The 18,132-nt window shown below is 29.4% G+C and carries 14 protein-coding genes; 11 read left to right on the top strand and 3 right to left on the bottom strand.

From position 1 onward, the window contains the following. Positions 1-3 precede the first annotated feature (3 nt). Genes CVO_RS05440 through CVO_RS05430 form a run of 3 tightly spaced genes read right to left on the bottom strand, consistent with a single transcriptional unit; the run spans position 4 to position 4,856 of the window. On the bottom strand, positions 4-1,386 hold the full coding sequence (locus tag CVO_RS05440; RefSeq protein ID WP_159570653.1) for an HlyD family type I secretion periplasmic adaptor subunit: 1,383 nt from the start codon (positions 1,384-1,386) through the stop codon (positions 4-6). Further along, entirely contained in the window at positions 1,376-3,556 is a 2,181-nt protein-coding gene (locus tag CVO_RS05435; protein ID WP_159570651.1) for a type I secretion system permease/ATPase, read from the bottom strand. The genes CVO_RS05440 and CVO_RS05435 overlap by 11 nt, the downstream gene beginning before the upstream one ends. Beyond that, the gene (locus tag CVO_RS05430; RefSeq protein ID WP_159570648.1) at positions 3,546-4,856 is read right to left on the bottom strand and encodes a TolC family outer membrane protein; all 1,311 of its coding nucleotides are present in this window, start codon (positions 4,854-4,856) and stop codon (positions 3,546-3,548) included. Before CVO_RS05430 ends, CVO_RS05435 begins: the two co-directional genes overlap by 11 nt. Positions 4,857-5,461: 605 nt before the next feature. Here CVO_RS05430 and CVO_RS05425 point away from each other — a divergent pair. From CVO_RS05425 to CVO_RS05375, 11 genes are all read left to right on the top strand, one after another. After that, positions 5,462-5,680, top strand: a complete 219-nt coding sequence (locus CVO_RS05425; RefSeq protein ID WP_159570645.1) for a hypothetical protein — start codon at positions 5,462-5,464, stop codon at positions 5,678-5,680. 118 nt (positions 5,681-5,798) lie between these two features. Further along, positions 5,799-6,326, top strand: a complete 528-nt coding sequence (locus CVO_RS05420) for a GNAT family N-acetyltransferase (RefSeq protein WP_159570642.1) — start codon at positions 5,799-5,801, stop codon at positions 6,324-6,326. Then, on the top strand, positions 6,323-6,907 hold the full coding sequence (locus CVO_RS05415) for a restriction endonuclease subunit S (RefSeq protein ID WP_159570639.1): 585 nt from the start codon (positions 6,323-6,325) through the stop codon (positions 6,905-6,907). The genes CVO_RS05420 and CVO_RS05415 overlap by 4 nt, the downstream gene beginning before the upstream one ends. Before the next feature lie 4 nt (positions 6,908-6,911). Then, positions 6,912-8,402 carry a type I restriction-modification system subunit M gene (locus CVO_RS05410; RefSeq protein ID WP_159570636.1) on the top strand — a complete coding sequence of 497 codons (1,491 nt, stop codon included), beginning with the start codon at positions 6,912-6,914 and terminating at the stop codon, positions 8,400-8,402. Position 8,403: 1 nt separating this feature from the next. After that, positions 8,404-9,657, top strand: a complete 1,254-nt coding sequence (locus CVO_RS05405; RefSeq protein WP_159570633.1) for a restriction endonuclease subunit S — start codon at positions 8,404-8,406, stop codon at positions 9,655-9,657. Next, a complete protein-coding gene (locus tag CVO_RS05400) occupies positions 9,654-10,607 on the top strand; it encodes a CBASS cGAMP-activated phospholipase (protein WP_105939025.1) in 954 nt (317 codons plus the stop codon). Before CVO_RS05405 ends, CVO_RS05400 begins: the two co-directional genes overlap by 4 nt. Continuing rightward, positions 10,597-11,775, top strand: coding sequence for a nucleotidyltransferase domain-containing protein (locus tag CVO_RS05395; RefSeq protein WP_159570630.1), 1,179 nt, complete (start codon positions 10,597-10,599; stop codon positions 11,773-11,775). The genes CVO_RS05400 and CVO_RS05395 overlap by 11 nt, the downstream gene beginning before the upstream one ends. A 3-nt stretch (positions 11,776-11,778) precedes the next feature. Then, positions 11,779-12,372 carry a type II CBASS E2 protein gene (locus CVO_RS05390; protein ID WP_159570627.1) on the top strand — a complete coding sequence of 198 codons (594 nt, stop codon included), beginning with the start codon at positions 11,779-11,781 and terminating at the stop codon, positions 12,370-12,372. Then, positions 12,353-12,853 (top strand): hypothetical protein, encoded by a 501-nt coding sequence (locus tag CVO_RS05385; protein WP_159570624.1) that lies wholly within the window; start codon positions 12,353-12,355, stop codon positions 12,851-12,853. The genes CVO_RS05390 and CVO_RS05385 overlap by 20 nt, the downstream gene beginning before the upstream one ends. Further along, positions 12,831-14,495, top strand: a complete 1,665-nt coding sequence (locus CVO_RS05380; protein WP_159572167.1) for an SEC-C metal-binding domain-containing protein — start codon at positions 12,831-12,833, stop codon at positions 14,493-14,495. Before CVO_RS05385 ends, CVO_RS05380 begins: the two co-directional genes overlap by 23 nt. Further along, positions 14,492-18,130 (top strand): YobI family P-loop NTPase, encoded by a 3,639-nt coding sequence (locus CVO_RS05375; protein WP_159570621.1) that lies wholly within the window; start codon positions 14,492-14,494, stop codon positions 18,128-18,130. Before CVO_RS05380 ends, CVO_RS05375 begins: the two co-directional genes overlap by 4 nt. Positions 18,131-18,132 lie beyond the last annotated feature (2 nt).

Raw genomic sequence — 18,132 nt, 5'->3', positions numbered from 1 at the left:
AGGCTACCTTTCGCTTAGTACATTTTCCCGTGCACGCAATATTGGTTTTAAAATATAATCCAAAACAGTTTTTTTACCGGTCATAATATCAACACTTGCAGTCATACCGACAATTATATTAAGTTTTTTATATTCATTTCCTAAGTAATTTTTATCAGTTTTTATACGGACAAGATAGTAGTTCTGTCTGCTGACTTCATCATAAATGGTATCAGCACTAATATGGGTCACTGTACCTTCAAGTGAACCGTATATTGCAAAATCATAAGCAGAAAATTTTACAATAGCTCTTTGACCAGGAAATAAAAAAGCAATATCGGCAGGTCTGATTTTTGCTTCAATAAGTAAATTGTCCTGTGAAGGAACAATTTCTATAATATCCATTCCTGGCTTAACAACACCGCCTACTGTATTTACAAGTAGTCGTTTAACTTTTCCATCAACAGGGGAGCGCACAAATGTGCGCTTGACTTTATCCTCTCTGGCAATATTTGCTCTCTCTATTCGAGACATTTCAGCTACAACTTCATTGAACTCCTCTTTAGCGGCATTGCGAAATCGCAATTCAACTTCTTTGATGTTATTTCTTTGCTCCTCTATAATAGAGTTGAGGCGCGGAATAGAGAGTTTTGTTGATCTCATTTGTCCTTCGATGCTGCTGGCTTCTCTTTGAAGTTTCAGATATTCAACTTCTGATACTATTCCTTTATCAACAAGCGGCTTATTGAGTTGCAGCTCTCTTGTGATAAAATTAAAATTTTTTGTAAGATTATCCAGTTTTGCTTCAGCCTCTTTTAACTCATCTTTTTTTTGTTTTAAGCGGCGCTGATAGATAAGTATATTGTTTTCGAGCTGCTCTTTGTTGCTTAGATATAAAGATTTTTCACGGTTTATAAGTTCCGGTGCATTTTTTTTAACTGTTTCACTTGCTTTAAAAGGTGTTCCGGTTGATTCTGCTAATAGTCGAATTGATTTCGCTTGAAGTTCATTGTAGCGGAGCTTGCTCTCTATAAAACTGCTTACAAAACTTGTGTCATCTATTTTTATAAGGATATCGCCTTTTTTTACATTTTCTCCCTCTTCAACAAGGATTTCGCTTACAATTCCGCCTTCAAGATTTTGTATGACTTGAATTTGGGTAGATGGAATAACTTTGCCTTCGCCGCGAGTTAGATCATCAATTTCCGCATAGTATGCCCAGTAAATAAGCCAGCCAATGAAAAAAGCACCGATCCATAACATTATTTTGGTTGATAGTGTACTCTGGTTTAAAAGCGCAGCACTGACAGAGTTCATATACTCTAAATCTTCTTCATTTTTTATACGAAGATTTTTAATATCTTTTTTTTTGTAAGAGTACTCTACAAAGTTATCTTCAAGACCCATGAGCTACTCTTTTTTGTTGTGTTTGCAGTTGTTTTATAACATTATCATGCGTATCATCCAAAATAATTCTTCCTCTGTCAAGCAAAATTAATCTTTGTGTAAGCGCAAGCAGAATGTTTTTATGCGATATTAAAACCATTGTTCTCTCTTTTTGATAACTATTTATGGTTCTGATAAAATGGTTTTCATGTGTGCTGTCCATAGAGTTTGTCGGTTCATCTAGCAGAATAATAGGTGCTCGATGTATAAACGCTCTTGCGATTGAAATGGATTGTTTCTGTCCGCCGGAGAGTCCGTCGCCTCTTTCACCAACAGGCATGTCGTAACCCATAGGATGAGCATTGGCAAAATCGCTTACGCCGCTTAACTTAGCTACATGTAAAATATCTTCATCACTTGCCCCCGGGGAGCGTAAAACAATATTTTCTTTTAGCGTTCCTTGAAACAAAACAACATCTTGCGGTACATAGGAGATGTTGCGTCTTAAATCTGCCGGATCTATCTGTTTTATGTCAATTCCGTCTATTAAAATAGATCCTTCCGTTGGCTCATACAAACCCAATATAAGTTTTTCGATAGTCGTCTTGCCGGATCCGTTTGTTCCTATAATGCCGACAGATTCTCCTGGATTTATAACAAAACTTATATCTTCCAAGATTTTATTGTCAGTTTCAGGATAGGTAAAACTTACATGTTTAAATTCTATTTTCCCCTTAAAAGATGGACGCTGAACATAGTTTTTTGCTTCTTCGCGTTCAACTGAGAGCTTCATAATGGTATTGATAACATCATATGCAGTTTTTGTTTGTTGAAAATTCGCAATAAGTGCAGCCACTTGACCAAGCGGGGCAAGCGTTCTTGAGCCAAGCATAACAACAGCTATCAATCCACCCATTGTTAGAGATTTTTCTCCTATTGCATAAACTCCGCCGATTATTAAAGATGCAGTATTTAACTGAACTATAAAATTTACAAATGTTGAAATAGAGTTTGATAAAATTTTGGATTTTAGACCTTTTTGCGCAACATCACCTGTAGCCTCTTCCCATTTCCATTGATATTGACCGCTTATACCCAAGGCTTTTATCGTCTCTAATGCGGTGAGTGACTCAATTAAAACAGCATTTTTATGTGCAGAAGCTTCATATGTGTTTTGAACACTGCGTCTCATCGGTTTTTCAACAATGATGCTGTAAATGATAATAATTAAAGCACCAACGATAGGAATAAAAATCAACCAGCCACCAATTATATATATAATAAATAAAAAGATTAGGGTAAAGGGCAGATCAATAATGGTAGCAATAGATGAAGCGGTAAAAAACCCTCTAATAGAGTCGAAATCTTTTAAGTTGTTTGCAAAAGAGCCTATAGATCGAGGTTTTGATGCTATTTTTAGATTGAGAACATGCTCAAAAATAATAGAGGACATAATGACATCGCTTTTTTTGGCTGCATTTTCCAGAAAATAGGAGCGCAGAAATTTTAAAACTATATCAAATATATAAATTGCAATAATACCTGTTGCAAATACCCAAAGAGTATCCATAGCATTGTTGGGTACAACTCTGTCATAGACATTGAGAGTAAAAATCGGTGTTGCCATAACAAATAAATTTATTAAAAATGAGGCAACAATCACATCTGCATATATACCGGAAAAGTATCTTAGCGTTCCCCAAAACCAGTGATGATTTTCATGTTTAAGTAAGCGGTTATGTGAATCTTTATATTGATGATTGTGTTTAAGCAGATATGCAAAATTAATATACTCAGCTTCTAAAAATTCTGTTTTTACCCAGTTTTCACCTTCACCGATTTCAGGAAGTATAATTTTTGCATACTTTTTGTCGGGACTTATTTCTGTTAAAATACAAGCTTTTTCACTCTCTTTGTCACCTTTTAAAATCAAAATAACAGGCAAAAGAAGAGGGGATATATCTTTAAATGAGTAGTCTACTAACTTAGAGCTAAATCCTGCACGCTGCGCTGCGCGATGAAAAGCAGATTTTGAACCTTTGGAATCAAGTGAAAAAAGTCTAGGAGTAGTTCTTCCAGGCGGAATAGGAAGATCAGCAATCAATGCGTCTGCACTAAAAGGACGACCATAGAGCTTGGTGAAAATCACCAAGCACTCTAAGAGCGGATTCTCAATTTTGTTACTCAACAACTACATCCATCTCTTCTAAGATTTTACCAGTATATGCTAAAATTTGGTAGTATGCTATTAGACGGTCATACTCAGTTATAACTTTGCGGTTTTTTGCACTGTTATACTCAAGTTCAATATTTAAAAGATCGATAATACTTCTTCTTCCCAGTTCATGCTCTTTTTGATAATCAGAAACAGTTTCACCACTCGCTTTTATAGTGTTTTCTAGGTGAATTAATTGCTGTTTTGTTGATTCAAATGTTTGCCAAGCAATTTCTGTATAAGCTTTTATGTAGAGTTTTGCATCTGCTAGCGTACTGTTTTTATTAAGCAATCTGTGTTGATTTGCTTGTTTGTTTGCTTTGTCTGCAAAACCATTAAAGATGTTATAGTTGATAACAAGAAGAGCGTTATAACCTGACTCCTCTTCATAAGCAGCTGGGAATGGATCTCCGCTTCCTTTTGAAGTGCCGTCTATATTTTTGTCCCAGTAAGCTTCTAGTTTAATATCCGCTTGCGGATAATAAGATGCTTCTGAGCGTTTAATTGCAGCATTTGCAGCTTGAATGTCTGCTTGTGAAACATCTATTGTAGGATTGTTTTGCATAGCAATCTCAACCAAAGATTCCAAATCATTAGCAGGGATATTTCCAATTGATGGTTTTTGTAAATCTGAAGCAGTTACTTCACCCGGATATATTCGTTCAAAACTAGAGATAGAGTTGTCATAATTTTGCTGTGCTAAATATTGGATACTTAGAGCATTTTCATAACGAGCTAAAGTTTGTTTATAGTCAGAACTGCGCCCAACTCCCGCTTTTACCTTTTCGTCTATTTGTGAAAGATATTTTTTATGTACTTCTACATTCTCTTTTGCGATTTGAAGCAGTTCATGATTTCTAAGAAGATCTATGTAGTATGTGGCAGTTTCAAGTGCCAGATTGTTTGCACTCTCTTTAACTTTATCGCTTGCAGATAAAACAAGTGCTTTTTGTTGTTTAAAAGCATATTTTGTGTCAAAACCTGCAAAAACATTTTGAACTAAAGTAACTGAAGCGTCTTGGCGTGTCAAATCAGACTTCTCTCTGCTGTTTGCTATAGTTTTTGTTTTTTCCGGACCAACTGAATAGGATAAATCAATTGATGGTAAATAGCCAGCTTGCGAACGAACAAGCAACTCTTTTTGAGTAAGATGATCCTCTTTTTTCATTTCAATTTGAGGGTGTGTCATAACTGACTTTTGAACCGCCTCCGTAATTGTCATAGCGCTCAATACTGCCGGTATCAAAGTTATAAGAACGAGTGATAAACCTTTCATTTGTTATCCTTTAATGTTAAATATGTTTTAGTATACTGTTGAATATATTAAGTTGTTCTTAACTTAATGTAACTTAATTTAGTTTATGCATAGATTTTCAATAATTGTAAAAATATAGATACATTTTTATAAACAAGAAAAATATAAGAAAGGATTAAATATTGAAAATACAAGTCTATTACGAGAAAGGAAACTTTTACTTAAAACCCCTGTAAAGCCCATAAATAAAGGGTTTTAAATTTTCACAACTCTTCAAAATTTACCCTTTAAGAAAATCTTTTTGTCACAAGAAATGACACATCAAATCTACTTTTTGACACTCAAATTTTACATATCTTTTTAGAGCTATCCTTGGCTATCTTTTTCATTTTCTTATTTGTATTTCCTATAAAGTAGAGTTATCTTGGTTATCTGACTTATCTTAATGAATTTTGATAATAAAATTCTAGAAAAACATATACTTTTTTCTAGAAAAATATTTTCTGTAAACATCTCTTAAACCCCATAAAATAGGTTTATATTTAATCTAGAAATTTTAGAGGGGGGTATTGGGTTTCTCCAAAATATGAATATACATAAAGATATTTATAAAAAGGAAGAAAACAATGAACGATATAAACCCAAGTACAGGCTTGCCAATGTCAGGTGGAGGAATTGATGCAGGAGGTACACCTTATGGTTGTAACTCAAATAGTTTTGATGATGGAGTAAGCGAATCAGGATATGATGGTTTCAATAATATTGCTAATTACTGGAGCTGGAAAGTTGATGTTGTTCTAATACTTTCTGTTATAGCTATTAACATTTATGTATTTAATAGTTGATATTGTATTATTTTAATAATACGACAAAAAAACTCTTGACAATAATATTTTCATCTGCTATACTTTCAAAATAAATGTATTATTTTAAAGATAGTGCATAAAAATAAAAAGGTAGTAAATGCTTTCATTTGTAAGAAAATTTTTTGTACCACAATTTGACCTTATTGATACAAAAACTAGTGATTTTGAAATAATCAAAGATCTATTTATAGATGGAGTCAATAATGGTAGTTATGAAAAAAGTATCATAAGCGATAAAAGTCAATTTCACCATATGATCGAACATATGACAAATGGAAAACATGGAGCTGATGCTCGTGGAAGAAATGCTATAACTTTATCATGTGCATTATATGAAAAAGAGACTATCGGTTTTATGACATTAGCTATTGATTCTGCTAACAAAGAAATTGAGATTTGGTATTTTTCCATTTTACCGAAATACAGACACAGTGGTAATGGAACAAAATATATGGAAGTTTTATTTAAAATGATTAATCGAGAATTTCCAAATTATAGTTTAATGGCAAGATGCAAAGAAAAATCAAAAGAAATGACTAAAATCTTACATAATTTTAATTTTAAAGCGGTCTCTATTAATAAAGAAGATTATGTGATTTATAAATTGGCAAAGGTTTTTTCGTGATTAAACTAAACGACATAGCCGAGATAAAAACTGGACTTGTGCTCAACAGAAAAAAAGCTGATATGAGCAAAGCATCTAAGTTTTATTATAGTGTTGTATCTCTCAAGTCTTTTAATGAAAATGCCCTCTATGATAATACTTTTGCAGATGAGTTTATCTCAAATGAGCAAATCAAAGAGGATTATCAAGTAAAGCAAGGTGACATCCTTTTAAGACTTCGAGAGCCAAACTTTGCTGTATATATAGATAAAGAGTATGAAAATCTTATCTATCCATCTTTGATGGTTCGTGTAAAAATTCAAGATACTAGATTTGTTCCACATTTCATAGCTCATTATCTTAATAGCACTATTGTCAGAAGAGCTTTATCTACAGAGCTATCAGGTACAACAATACCTATGATAAAAGTAGCAGATGTAAATGAGATAAAAATACCACTTATAAACCTAGATAAACAAAAAAAGATAGTAGAATACCTAAAACTTGCTCATCAAGAAAACGAGCTTTTACAAAACCTAATAAACCAAAAACAAAAATACTCAAAAGAGATATTTGAAACATTAGCATTACAAGGAGAATAATTAAATGCAAAAAACGACTCAAAGCACAATCAACAATGTAGTATGGAAAGCTTGCGACACATTCAGAGGTACGATGGATGGAAGTGATTATAAAGATTATGTTCTTACGATGCTATTTGTGAAGTATCTATCTGATTTTTACAAAGAAAAACTAGAACAGCTTCAAGCAGAGTACGGCGATAAAACTGATAGAATCGAAGCAAAGTTAAAAAGAGAAAAATTCAGACTTGATGATAGTTGTACATTTGATTATTTGGCTAAACACAAAGAGGCTCCAAACCTTGGTGAAATAATGAATAAAGTGCTTGAGAGAATCGAAGAGGACAATAGAGACAAACTAGAAGGAATATTCAGAAGTATAGATTTCAACAATAGAAACAAACTCGGTGATACAAAAGAGAGAAACACAATACTTAAAAATCTTATCGAAGACTTTAGTGATACAAGACTAGACCTTAGACCTTCAATGCTTGAGGGCAATGATGTTATCGGAGATGCTTATGAGTACTTAATCTCACACTTTGCAAGTGATGCAGGGAAAAAAGGTGGGGAGTTTTATACTCCAAGTGAAGTATCAACACTTTTAGCAAAACTAGTTGAGCCAAAAGAGGGAGAGATGATATATGACCCTACATGTGGTTCTGGTTCACTACTTATCAAAGCATCAAAAGAGATAGGAAGCAAAAACTTCCGTCTTTATGGGCAAGAGAAAAACGGTCAAACTCAAGCACTTTGTAAGATGAATATGTTTTTACATGAGATAAACGATGCAGTAATAGAGTGGGGAGATACTATAAGAAATCCACTTCACTTACAAGATAATCTTCTTAAGACTTTTGATGTAGTTGTAGCAAATCCGCCGTTTAGTCTTGATAAATGGGGAGCTGATTTTGCAGAGAACGATCCATTTATGAGATTTAACCACTATACTGTACCACCAAAAAGTAAAGGCGACTATGCTTTTGTGATACATATGATAAAAAGTTTAAATGAACATGGAAGAATGGGTGTAGTACTTCCTCATGGTGTACTTTTTAGAGGTGCTAGTGAAGGAAAAATAAGACAAAAACTCATCGAGCAAAACTTACTAGATGCTGTCATAGGACTACCTGCAAACCTTTTCTTTGGTACAGGTATTCCAGCAACAATACTTGTTTTTAAAAAGAATAGAATACATAACGATATTTTATTTATAGATGCGAGTAGAGAGTTTGACAAGGCAAAAAATCAAAATAATATTAGTGATGTAAATATTGATAAAATCATCGAAACATATAGAAATAGAAGCGAAATAGAAAAGTACTCACATGTAGCTACTCTTGAAGAGATACAAGAAAATGACTATAACTTAAATATACCAAGATATGTAGACACATTTGAAGAGGAAGAACCTGTAGATATAGAAGCTACAAAAGCAAATATTTCAAAAATAGAGAATGAACTTGTAACTATAAAAACTCAAATGAGTGCTTATCTAAAAGAGCTAGGGCTATAAGATGAAAACTATAGTGCCAGAGGGCTATAAAAAAACCAAAGTTGGAGTGATACCCAATGATTGGCAATTATATCGTACTGATAAAGTATTAAAAAGAGTTCGAAATTCTGTAGATGTGATAGCTGATGAAGAATATAAACAGATTGGAATTCGTTCTCACGGAAAAGGTATATTTTACAAAGAAACAGTTTTGGGAAAAGAACTTGGAAATAAATCAGTATTTTGGATTGAGCCTGATTGTTTCATAGTAAATATTGTGTTTGCTTGGGAACAAGCTATAGGGAAAACTACTGAAAATGAGCTAGGAATGATTGCTTCACATAGATTTCCAATGTATAAGCCACAACCCAATAAAGTAGATCTTGATTATTTGGTGTATCTATTCAAATCTAAAAGAGGAAAATATTTACTTGAACTTGCATCACCTGGTGGAGCTGGGAGAAATAAAACATTAGGACAAGGTGAGTTCGCAGAATTAGAAATAGCACTACCACCTTTTAAAGAGCAACAAAAAATTGCAAATATTTTTACTATTTATGATGAAGCCATTGTGAAACAAGAAGAGCTAATAAAAGAAAAGGAGCAATTAAAAAAAGGTTTAATGCAAAAACTTTTAAGTGGGACAATTCGTTTTGATGGGTTTGATGATGAGTGGGAAGAAGTAAGACTAGGAGACATAGGAGAATTTAAAACAAGTAGTATTGATAAAATTGTTAATGAAAATGAAAAGCTTGTTAATCTTATTAATTATATGGATGTTTATCGAAACAAACATATTAATCAAAATTTCAAATGCTCCGAAACATCACTTAAAGAGGAACAATATGAAAAAGTTAATCTAAAAAAAGGTGATATATTATTTACTCCATCATCAGAAACACCAGATGATATTGGACATTCAGCCGTAATAATCGAAGATTTACCAAATACAGTATATAGCTATCATTTAGTTAGATTTAGACCTAAAAAAAGTATTGATTTAAAATTTAGTGGTTATGTGTTTAATAATATAGATATATTGAAAGAATTTGCTAAGAGAGCAAATGGAAGTACAAGATTTACATTATCAATTAAAGATTTTAATGAAACAAAAGCAAAACTCCCATCATTACCAGAACAACAAAAAATAGCAGAAGTTTTAAGTCTTGCAGATAATGAGATAAACCTACTCAAAAACGAACTTGAAGAGTTAAAACTACAAAAAAAAGCACTTATGCAAAAACTACTAACTGGAGAAGTGAGGGTTAAGGTATGAGTAAAAAATTTAGAATATTATGTTTAGATGGTGGTGGCATTAGAGGTTTATATTCAGCTCAAATATTGAAAAGAATGAAAAAAGATTGCAATATAGATTTTTATAATGATTTTGATTTGATTGTGGGTACTTCTACTGGTTCGATATTAGCTGGATCGATAGTAAAACAGATTGATATAGAAAAAGTTATTGCTTTATATGTAAATGAAGGTAAAAATATATTTAAAAAGAGATGGCTTTCTCGAATCGGATTATTTGCAAGTAAATATAATCCTAATCCATTAAAAGAACAACTAAAAGCAATTTTTAAAAATACAACTTTGGGTGATATAGAAAAACCACTATTAATAAATGCAACCGACATTGGCAATTCAACACAGTTTGTATTTAAAACCACTTTTAATGGTCAACAAGATAGTAATGGTAATACAAAAGAATTAGTAAGAGATAAAGAAATCTTATTATCTGATGCTATTTTGGCATCTTCTTCAGCTCCAATCTTTTTCCCTCCTCATAAAATTGGTAATTTTTTACTTGCAGATGGTGGGCTTTGGGCTAATAGTCCTGTTTTAGTTGCACTTGCTGAAGCAAAAAAGATATTTAAGATGGAACCAAATGATGTAATAATCGTATCAATTGGAACTGGTGTAGAAGAAAATGATTACCATATTAATACAAAATGGTGGGGATTTTTGACTGGATGGAAAAGAGAAAAACTAATTTCTATGATATTAAATTTGCAAACTAAAACCAATAATAGTTTACTTCAGTTTTTAATGCCAAAAGAAAATATTTTACGATTAACATATACAAGTGATAAAGCATTGCCACTTGATGATGTATCTCAAAATGAGAATTTGTTAAGTAAAGCAGATAAAGATTTTTCAGATAGACATTCTGAAATTCAATCTTTTATAAATAAATATATCAAGGATGAGCATGTCAACTAAAAATGAAATATTTAAAATACTAGAAAAAGTTGGTGAGTCTTTAGAAATTACTAAAACACAGCGTCAATTGGCGGAAGAGCGATATAAAGCGGTAGGGAAATGGCTAGCAGAAGGAGAATATTGCTTATTGGGTGATGGTAAAAAACAATGCTTTAAAGATGGAGAAATATATCCTCAAGGTTCATTTAGATTAGAAACTACAGTTAAACCTATTGGTAAAAATGAGTTTGATATTGATTTGGTTTTTTATACGCCGAATGTATCAGCGGATATGATTACTCCAGAGCGATTGAAGGAGCTTGTAGGTAATAGACTTAAAGAACATGATACATATAAAAAAATGTTAACGCCATTAAATAGAGGTTGGTGTATTAATTATGCAAACGAATTTCATCTTGATGTGACACCATCTCTTGACAATCATTTTGAGCCCCATAATGAGAGTGAATTGGTAGCAGATAAAAAACTTGAACGATATATGCCAACAAATCCAGAAGGGTATGCAAAGTGGTTTGATGATATTGCATCAATGCAACCAATATTGAAATCTACAAAAGCTATGTTTGATTCTAGAAATATGATGATTACAACTGAGGATGCAGCAACAGTAACAGAACTTCCAGAACATAATCCAAATAAACCTCTATTAAAAAGATTTATCCAAATTTTTAAAAGACATAGAGATATTATGTTTGATGGGAAAGATGATGCCCCAATATCAATTATAATTACCACTTTAGCGACAAAATCTTATGAGTATTGTATTCAAAACTATTCATACGATAATGAATATGCATTAATGACAGATACCTTAAAATATATGACAAAATTTATTGAAAATCGTAATGGATATTGGATTGAAAACCCTACAGTTAATGGCGAAAATTTTGCTGAAAAATGGAATTATAAGCCTATAAAAAAACAAAATTTTGATAATTGGCATAATGCAATTATTGGAATATTTGAATCAGTCATTAATCTTCAAGGTCAACATCTAATTTTTGAATCTCTTAGAAATGGATTGGGTGAATCACCTGTTAATAAAGTTTATAAAGATATGACAGATAATGTTGCTCAAAACAGGTTAAATGGATTACTTTCCCTTGGATTGTCTAGTAATGCAACAGACTCACTTGCAATGAAGCAAAATACTTTTTTTGGAAAATAGATAGTGTTAGCAAAAGGTGTATCTAAATATCATAAAACAACATTATTACAACAATATAGTAATGTAAAATTTTGTCCTCTTTCAAAAAATGGAACGGGTGAGTTTTATGGTAAATATTTTTTTTGGGAATTTGATGCAAAACCTACAGTACTAAGTAAAACATATAAAGTATTGATTATTTTTCATATTGATAATTACTCACCTGATGTGTTTGTTTTGAATAAAGATATATGGGAAGTTTCAAAAAGCAAATCTATACCACATTTGTATGACCATAAAAAAATTAGATTATGTTTATATTATCCTTCTTATAATGAGTGGAATACAAATATGCCACTTTGCAATACTATTGTTTCTTGGACATATCTTTGGTTATATTTTTATGAAGAATGGCTTTATAGCAATAAATGGAAAGGTGGTGGTATTCATCCCGAGAGCTCCAAAGAAGAAGAAAATGAAAATATAAAAAATACTCCTAAGCAATTAATTATTGAACAAAGAAAGAAAAAAAAGCAAGATAGCGTTAAAAATATTATAAATGAAATTTACCTAAAACGGAAAAGTATTTATATGCAAAATGAGAATAGCAATGGTTAATTTAGTCAAAAATGAAATTGATATATTTAATGAATTAGCTCAATTATGTATATCATCTGGTTACATTCATGCGATAGCATTTTTATGTTTCTCAAATAATGTAGTTATGTTTGATGATGAACCAACAACAGATGAGTTAGCTAAAATTCATTCAAATGAAAGGTTGATACGAACTGAAATATCAACCTTAGTTGGTTTGATGTTGAAAAAAGAGATTGACTATACTATTCCCAAACCCATTATCTTGCAAAAATATATAGAAGATACATACAGACTTTTGAAAGAATTGCACCAAGCAATAATAGCACCTTCAAAAGATATATTTATGGATATTCTTCAAAATAATAGAGATGAAAATCCATTTACTAAAGGTGTGTTTTTAAGGGAATCAATATTTTATGCTTCTGAATCAGCTTATGACTTTCAATATTTAGATTTATTTGTAAAAAAATATAAAAATGACAATAAATGGTTTTTTTGAAAATAAAAACTTTGAAGTAGAAAATATTCAAATCCTACTTAAATGTATTGTAGATATTCAACAAAAAAAGATATTGAAACTTGGAGAAAAATTACTTAGCATACATCCTGATTTGTGGACTACAATGGATATTTTTAGTTTCACAGTTGATGAACTAATTGACTTAACGAGTTTTTCTAGAGAATTAATATCAAATATTTTACAAGAATTTACAGTTAATACATCTAATGAACAGTTTAAAACAATTGGTGATTATAATGTAATTAATGCAAAACCATTGATAAAACAAGATGATAATACTTATATTTTATTCCAACATTATGGACTTTTAGAAGCTGCTTACGAATCTCCATTTTTTTGGTTCAAAGAGTATGATGAAACATATTTTAAAACAACAGCTACAAAACACAGAGGAGATTTTACTGAAGATTTTTCTTATGAAGTTTTATCAAATATATTCGGTGCAAAAAATGTTTTTAAAAATATAGATATTTTTAATAATAAAACTAAAGTTGGAGAAATTGATGTCTTGGTAGTGTTTGCAAATCGTGCGATTGTATTGCAAGCTAAATCAAAAAAACTACGATTAGAATCTCGTAAGGGAAATGACAATCTCCTTGCTGAAGATTTTAAAAAAGCAATTCAAGATTCATATGATCAGGGATTGAGTTGTGCAAAACTAATTCAAGAAGAAAAGTACAAATTATTAGATGCCTCAAAAAATGAGCTTACTATACGAAATAATTTTAAAGAAATTTATATTTTTTGTGTAGTTTCTGATCATTATCCAGCTTTAGCTTTTCAAACTCAACAATTTCTAAAATTTGAAGAAAATAAAAAAATCAAACCACCTTTTGTAATGGATATATTTTTACTCGATGTTATGTCTGAGATGCTTTCAAATCCATTGTATTTCTTGAGTTATACAAATAAAAGAACTACATACTTTAAAAATTTTATTGCACAAAGCGAATATTCAATTTTATCTTATCATTTAAAAAAGAACTTATACTTATCTGATGAGTATTCAATGATGATGATTGATGATAGCGTTTCATCTGATTTAGATTTGGCTTTAATGGTAAGAAAAAAAGGTTTGCCAGGAAAAGATTTACCAGAAGGTATTTTGACCAAATACAGAGGAACTATTGTTGGAAACTTTATTGATCAAATAAAAAAATATGAAGATGATCAATCAATTGAAATCGGATTATTTCTTTTAACTTTATCAGAAGAGGCCATTGGTCAAATCAACGAAGGTATTCAAAAAACAATTGATTTATTTAATAGCGATGGCAAAAGTCATGATTTTACAGTGGGTTTTGATGATGCATCTGCTGGAATGACCTTTCATACTAATAACTTACCTCATAAAGAAGCTTTTGCAAAACTTTTAGATCATTGTAAACACAGAAAATATAGGCAAAAGGCTAATAATTGGTTTGGACTTTGTTTTGATCCATTAACGCAAACTTTTAGATTTGGTGTTATGTCTAATACTGAATGGACTTATTCTGTGGATATGGGTGCAAAAGTTGTCAAAAGAGTGCTTGAAAGTAAAATCAAAATAGGACGAAATGATAAATGCCCTTGTGGTAGTGGTAAAAAATATAAAAAATGTTGTATAGGGAAGATGATATGAAACAAAAAATATTAAAGTTTTTAGATAATGTATTGCTTATGCTTATTCAAAAAGTCAATATTTTTCATTTGAATTTAGCTAATGCTAATAGACTAAATAAAACTGAATATCAATTTTTAACTGCTAATGATGAAGCAGAAAATATTGAAGAATACAACAAAGCGTTAAGTAATGCACTTGCAAACAATAAAGTAAAAAATATTGCTATTTCTGGTTCTTATGGTTCTGGAAAAAGTAGTTTCATAAAAACATTTGAAAAAAATAATGCCCAATACAATTTTTTAGATATCTCTCTTGCAACTTTTAAGCCTAAAGATATGGAAGGGAATAATCAAAAAACAACAGATTTATCATTGATTGAAAAAAGTATTTTAGAGCAAATGTTTTATAAAGTAAAAAATAAAACTATTCCACAGTCAAGACTTAAAAAAATCAATAGACTAAGATGGATACCTATAAAGATTATTTCAATATTTTCAGTGGTTTTAGCTTATTTTATTACATTTAAACCAGAACAATTAGAAAATATTTTATTTTTAAAAGAGTTGCTACAAATTAATACTATTGAATATGTAGAATATTTGCCAATGTTTATTTTATTAATAGGCTCATATTATGCAATACGGAAAATATTAATTTTAATTAGTAATACAAACATTGAAAAATTGAATTTGCAAAATTTAGAGTTAGTTTCAAATAGTGAAAGTGCTTCATTATTAAATAAGTATTTAGATGAGATATTATATTTTTTTGAAAAAACAAATTTTGATGTAGTTGTATTTCAAGATTTAGATAGATTTGAGAATTTAGAAATTTTTACGAAATTAAGAGAATTAAACAATTTTATAAATAATTCTGAACAAGTGGATAAAAAAATAGTATTTATTTACGCTGTTAAAGATGAAATGTTTAAAAATGCAAATGAACGAACTAAGTTCTTTGATTTTTTAATTCCTATTATTCCATATATAAATGCAACAAATTCTAAAGATGTACTTCTAAATTATTTCAGCAATGTTGAGAAAAATTTTATTTACGATATATCTCTTTTTATCTCTGACATGAGGTTAGTAAAAAATATTTACAATGAATATTTAGTATATAGTAAAAAACTTGATAATAAATTAGATAAAACTAAACTACTTGCAATGATAATTTATAAAAATTTTGAGCCTCAAGATTTTGAAGAACTACATAAATCCAAAGGATTGGTTTACAATATTTTCCATACGCAAAAAAAGAATTATTTAAAATCACATATTGAGAAACTAGATAATAAAATAGCAGATATTAAAGATTATATAGAAAAAATTGAAAAAGAGCCAAAACAAGACATTAAAGAATTAAGACAACTTTATATTCTAAAAATTATAGAGAAGTCCAATCAGCAGTTCAATAAAACTATTTATACAGCAAATAATAGTTTTAGTATTGAAAATAGTACAGATGATAGTAATTTTGAATTAATTATGGAAGCTAATGGATTAGGAACTTACAATCAACAAAGTCATTATTTAGCAGTTAAATTTTCCAACATAGAAAAAGATTTAGGTGATTATAAAAAAAGAGAGCAACTTATTCTAGATAAAATAAATAATAAAAGAAATGATTTTTTAAAGCAAATTGAAGATTTAAAAAAAGAGCAAGAAAGACTAAAAGATATAAGTATTAAAGAGCTTTTTGAAGAATTTCTTGATGTAACTATTTTCGAAGATAGTAATTTTGAGAATAAAGAACTGATGAAATACTTATTGTCTTATGGACATATTGATGAAAATTATGAAGAGTATATATCAAACTTTTTTGGTGTCAGTATCACAAAAGATGAACAAGACTTTTTACGAAATGTGAAAAGCAATGGTAAAGCTTTAAAATTTAACTATGAACTAAAGAATTTAAAGGAAATTATAGATTTTAGATTGGTTTTAAACGAATTTAATAAAGAAAGTATTTTCAATATATATTTAGTCGATTTTTTACTTGAGCATAAAAAAAGTTATCCTAAATATATAAATAAACTTTTTCATAAGTTGTCAGATGAAAGTGAAGTTTCAAAAGATTTTATTTTGTATTGTTTAGATACTTGTAATGAGAGAGTGGAGTTTGTAAAAAATATTGTTAAATACTATAAAAATATATGGATATTTCTCTCTGAGAAGAGAGCTGAAAAACTCAATACTTATTTTGGTTGGATGATTCATTATGCAGATTATGAAGATATCAAAAAACTCAATTATAATAATTTTAGTTTAAATAACTTAGCTTTTATGCAATCTTTTAGCGGATTAGAATCACAAAAAGTTATTAATCTTATTAAAGATTTAAATCTTAAATTTTCGCAACTTGATTGGAGTAATAATATTGAAATAGTAGATTTTATATTTAAAAAATCTCATTACGAATTGAATTTATATATGGTAAATAAAATGATTTTTAATAAATGTGCTCCAAGGAGTGAAGTTGAAGAAGATTTAAAAACAGCCCATTTGACGACAATAAAATCAGATAAATTAATTAAAGATAAAGAAGTTCTTATCCAATATATTTTGGATAATATTAACGAATATATCACAAATATATTTTTAATAATAGAGACAAATACTAAAGAGTCTGAGAAGACTATAATAGAATTATTAAATAATGACAGTCTTGATATAAATTTGAAAATCAAAATTATTGATAAAGAAGAAACTAAAATATCACACATTGATAGCATTGATAATCAATTGTGGGAAGATTTATTCAAACTTAATAAAATAAAAGCGAGTTGGGATAATGTGTTTAAGTATTTCAATAATGAAACCACTAATAATAAGTTCTTGATAGATTATTTAAATTTAGAAGAAAATGCAAAAGAAATATCTAAAATAAAATGTGGAAAAGAGTATAGCGAACAATATCAATTTTTTACACAAGAATTATTAAAGCTTATTATTCAATCAAATGAAATTAATATTAAATCTTATGAGTATTTAATTAAAAATATTGGTTGGAGTTATTCGAATTTAGATATATCTAAACTTGATAAAGAAAAAATTTTATTACTTCTTGAATATAACAGGTTTTCATTTAATAAAGAATGTTTTGATGCCCTCAAAGAAAATACTGAAAATTTACATATTCTTCTGATTGAAAAAAACAAACATAAATTGTTGAAAGAATTTGAAGGATTTGAATTTCAAGCAGATGATATTATTAAAATTCTTGAAATAAATAATAGTGTTTTATCAGATAAAACTAAAACGGATCTGGTTGAAAAGATAGATTTTGATTTAATTTCAAATAAAACTATTGCCAAGTTAATTTATAAATATGTTGATAAAACAATAATAAAATCAATTTACTACACTAAAAAAATGCTTCAAGTTTTAGATAGTTTGGAATTAAAAATAAATTTAATAGTAGAACAACATAGTGAATTAAATAATGATGAATTTCTAGAAATCTTAGAATTTTTACCAGAAGAGTATTCTAAAATAAAAAACCTAGATGGAAAACAAACTGTTCTAAAAAATAACTATTACAACAAAAAATTAATAGATATTCTAAAAAATAGAAAATTTATTACTAGTGCAAAAGATGATAAAAAAAATTTAATTCGACTTTATATTAAAGATCATGAAAAGTCAGATTGATA

Source organism: Sulfurimonas sp. CVO (genome assembly GCF_009883775.1).
GTDB classification, from domain to species: Bacteria; Campylobacterota; Campylobacteria; order Campylobacterales; family Sulfurimonadaceae; genus Sulfurimonas; species Sulfurimonas xiamenensis.
Note: the sequence above shows the minus strand (reverse complement) of the source record. Positions and strands in the feature narration are given on the sequence as shown.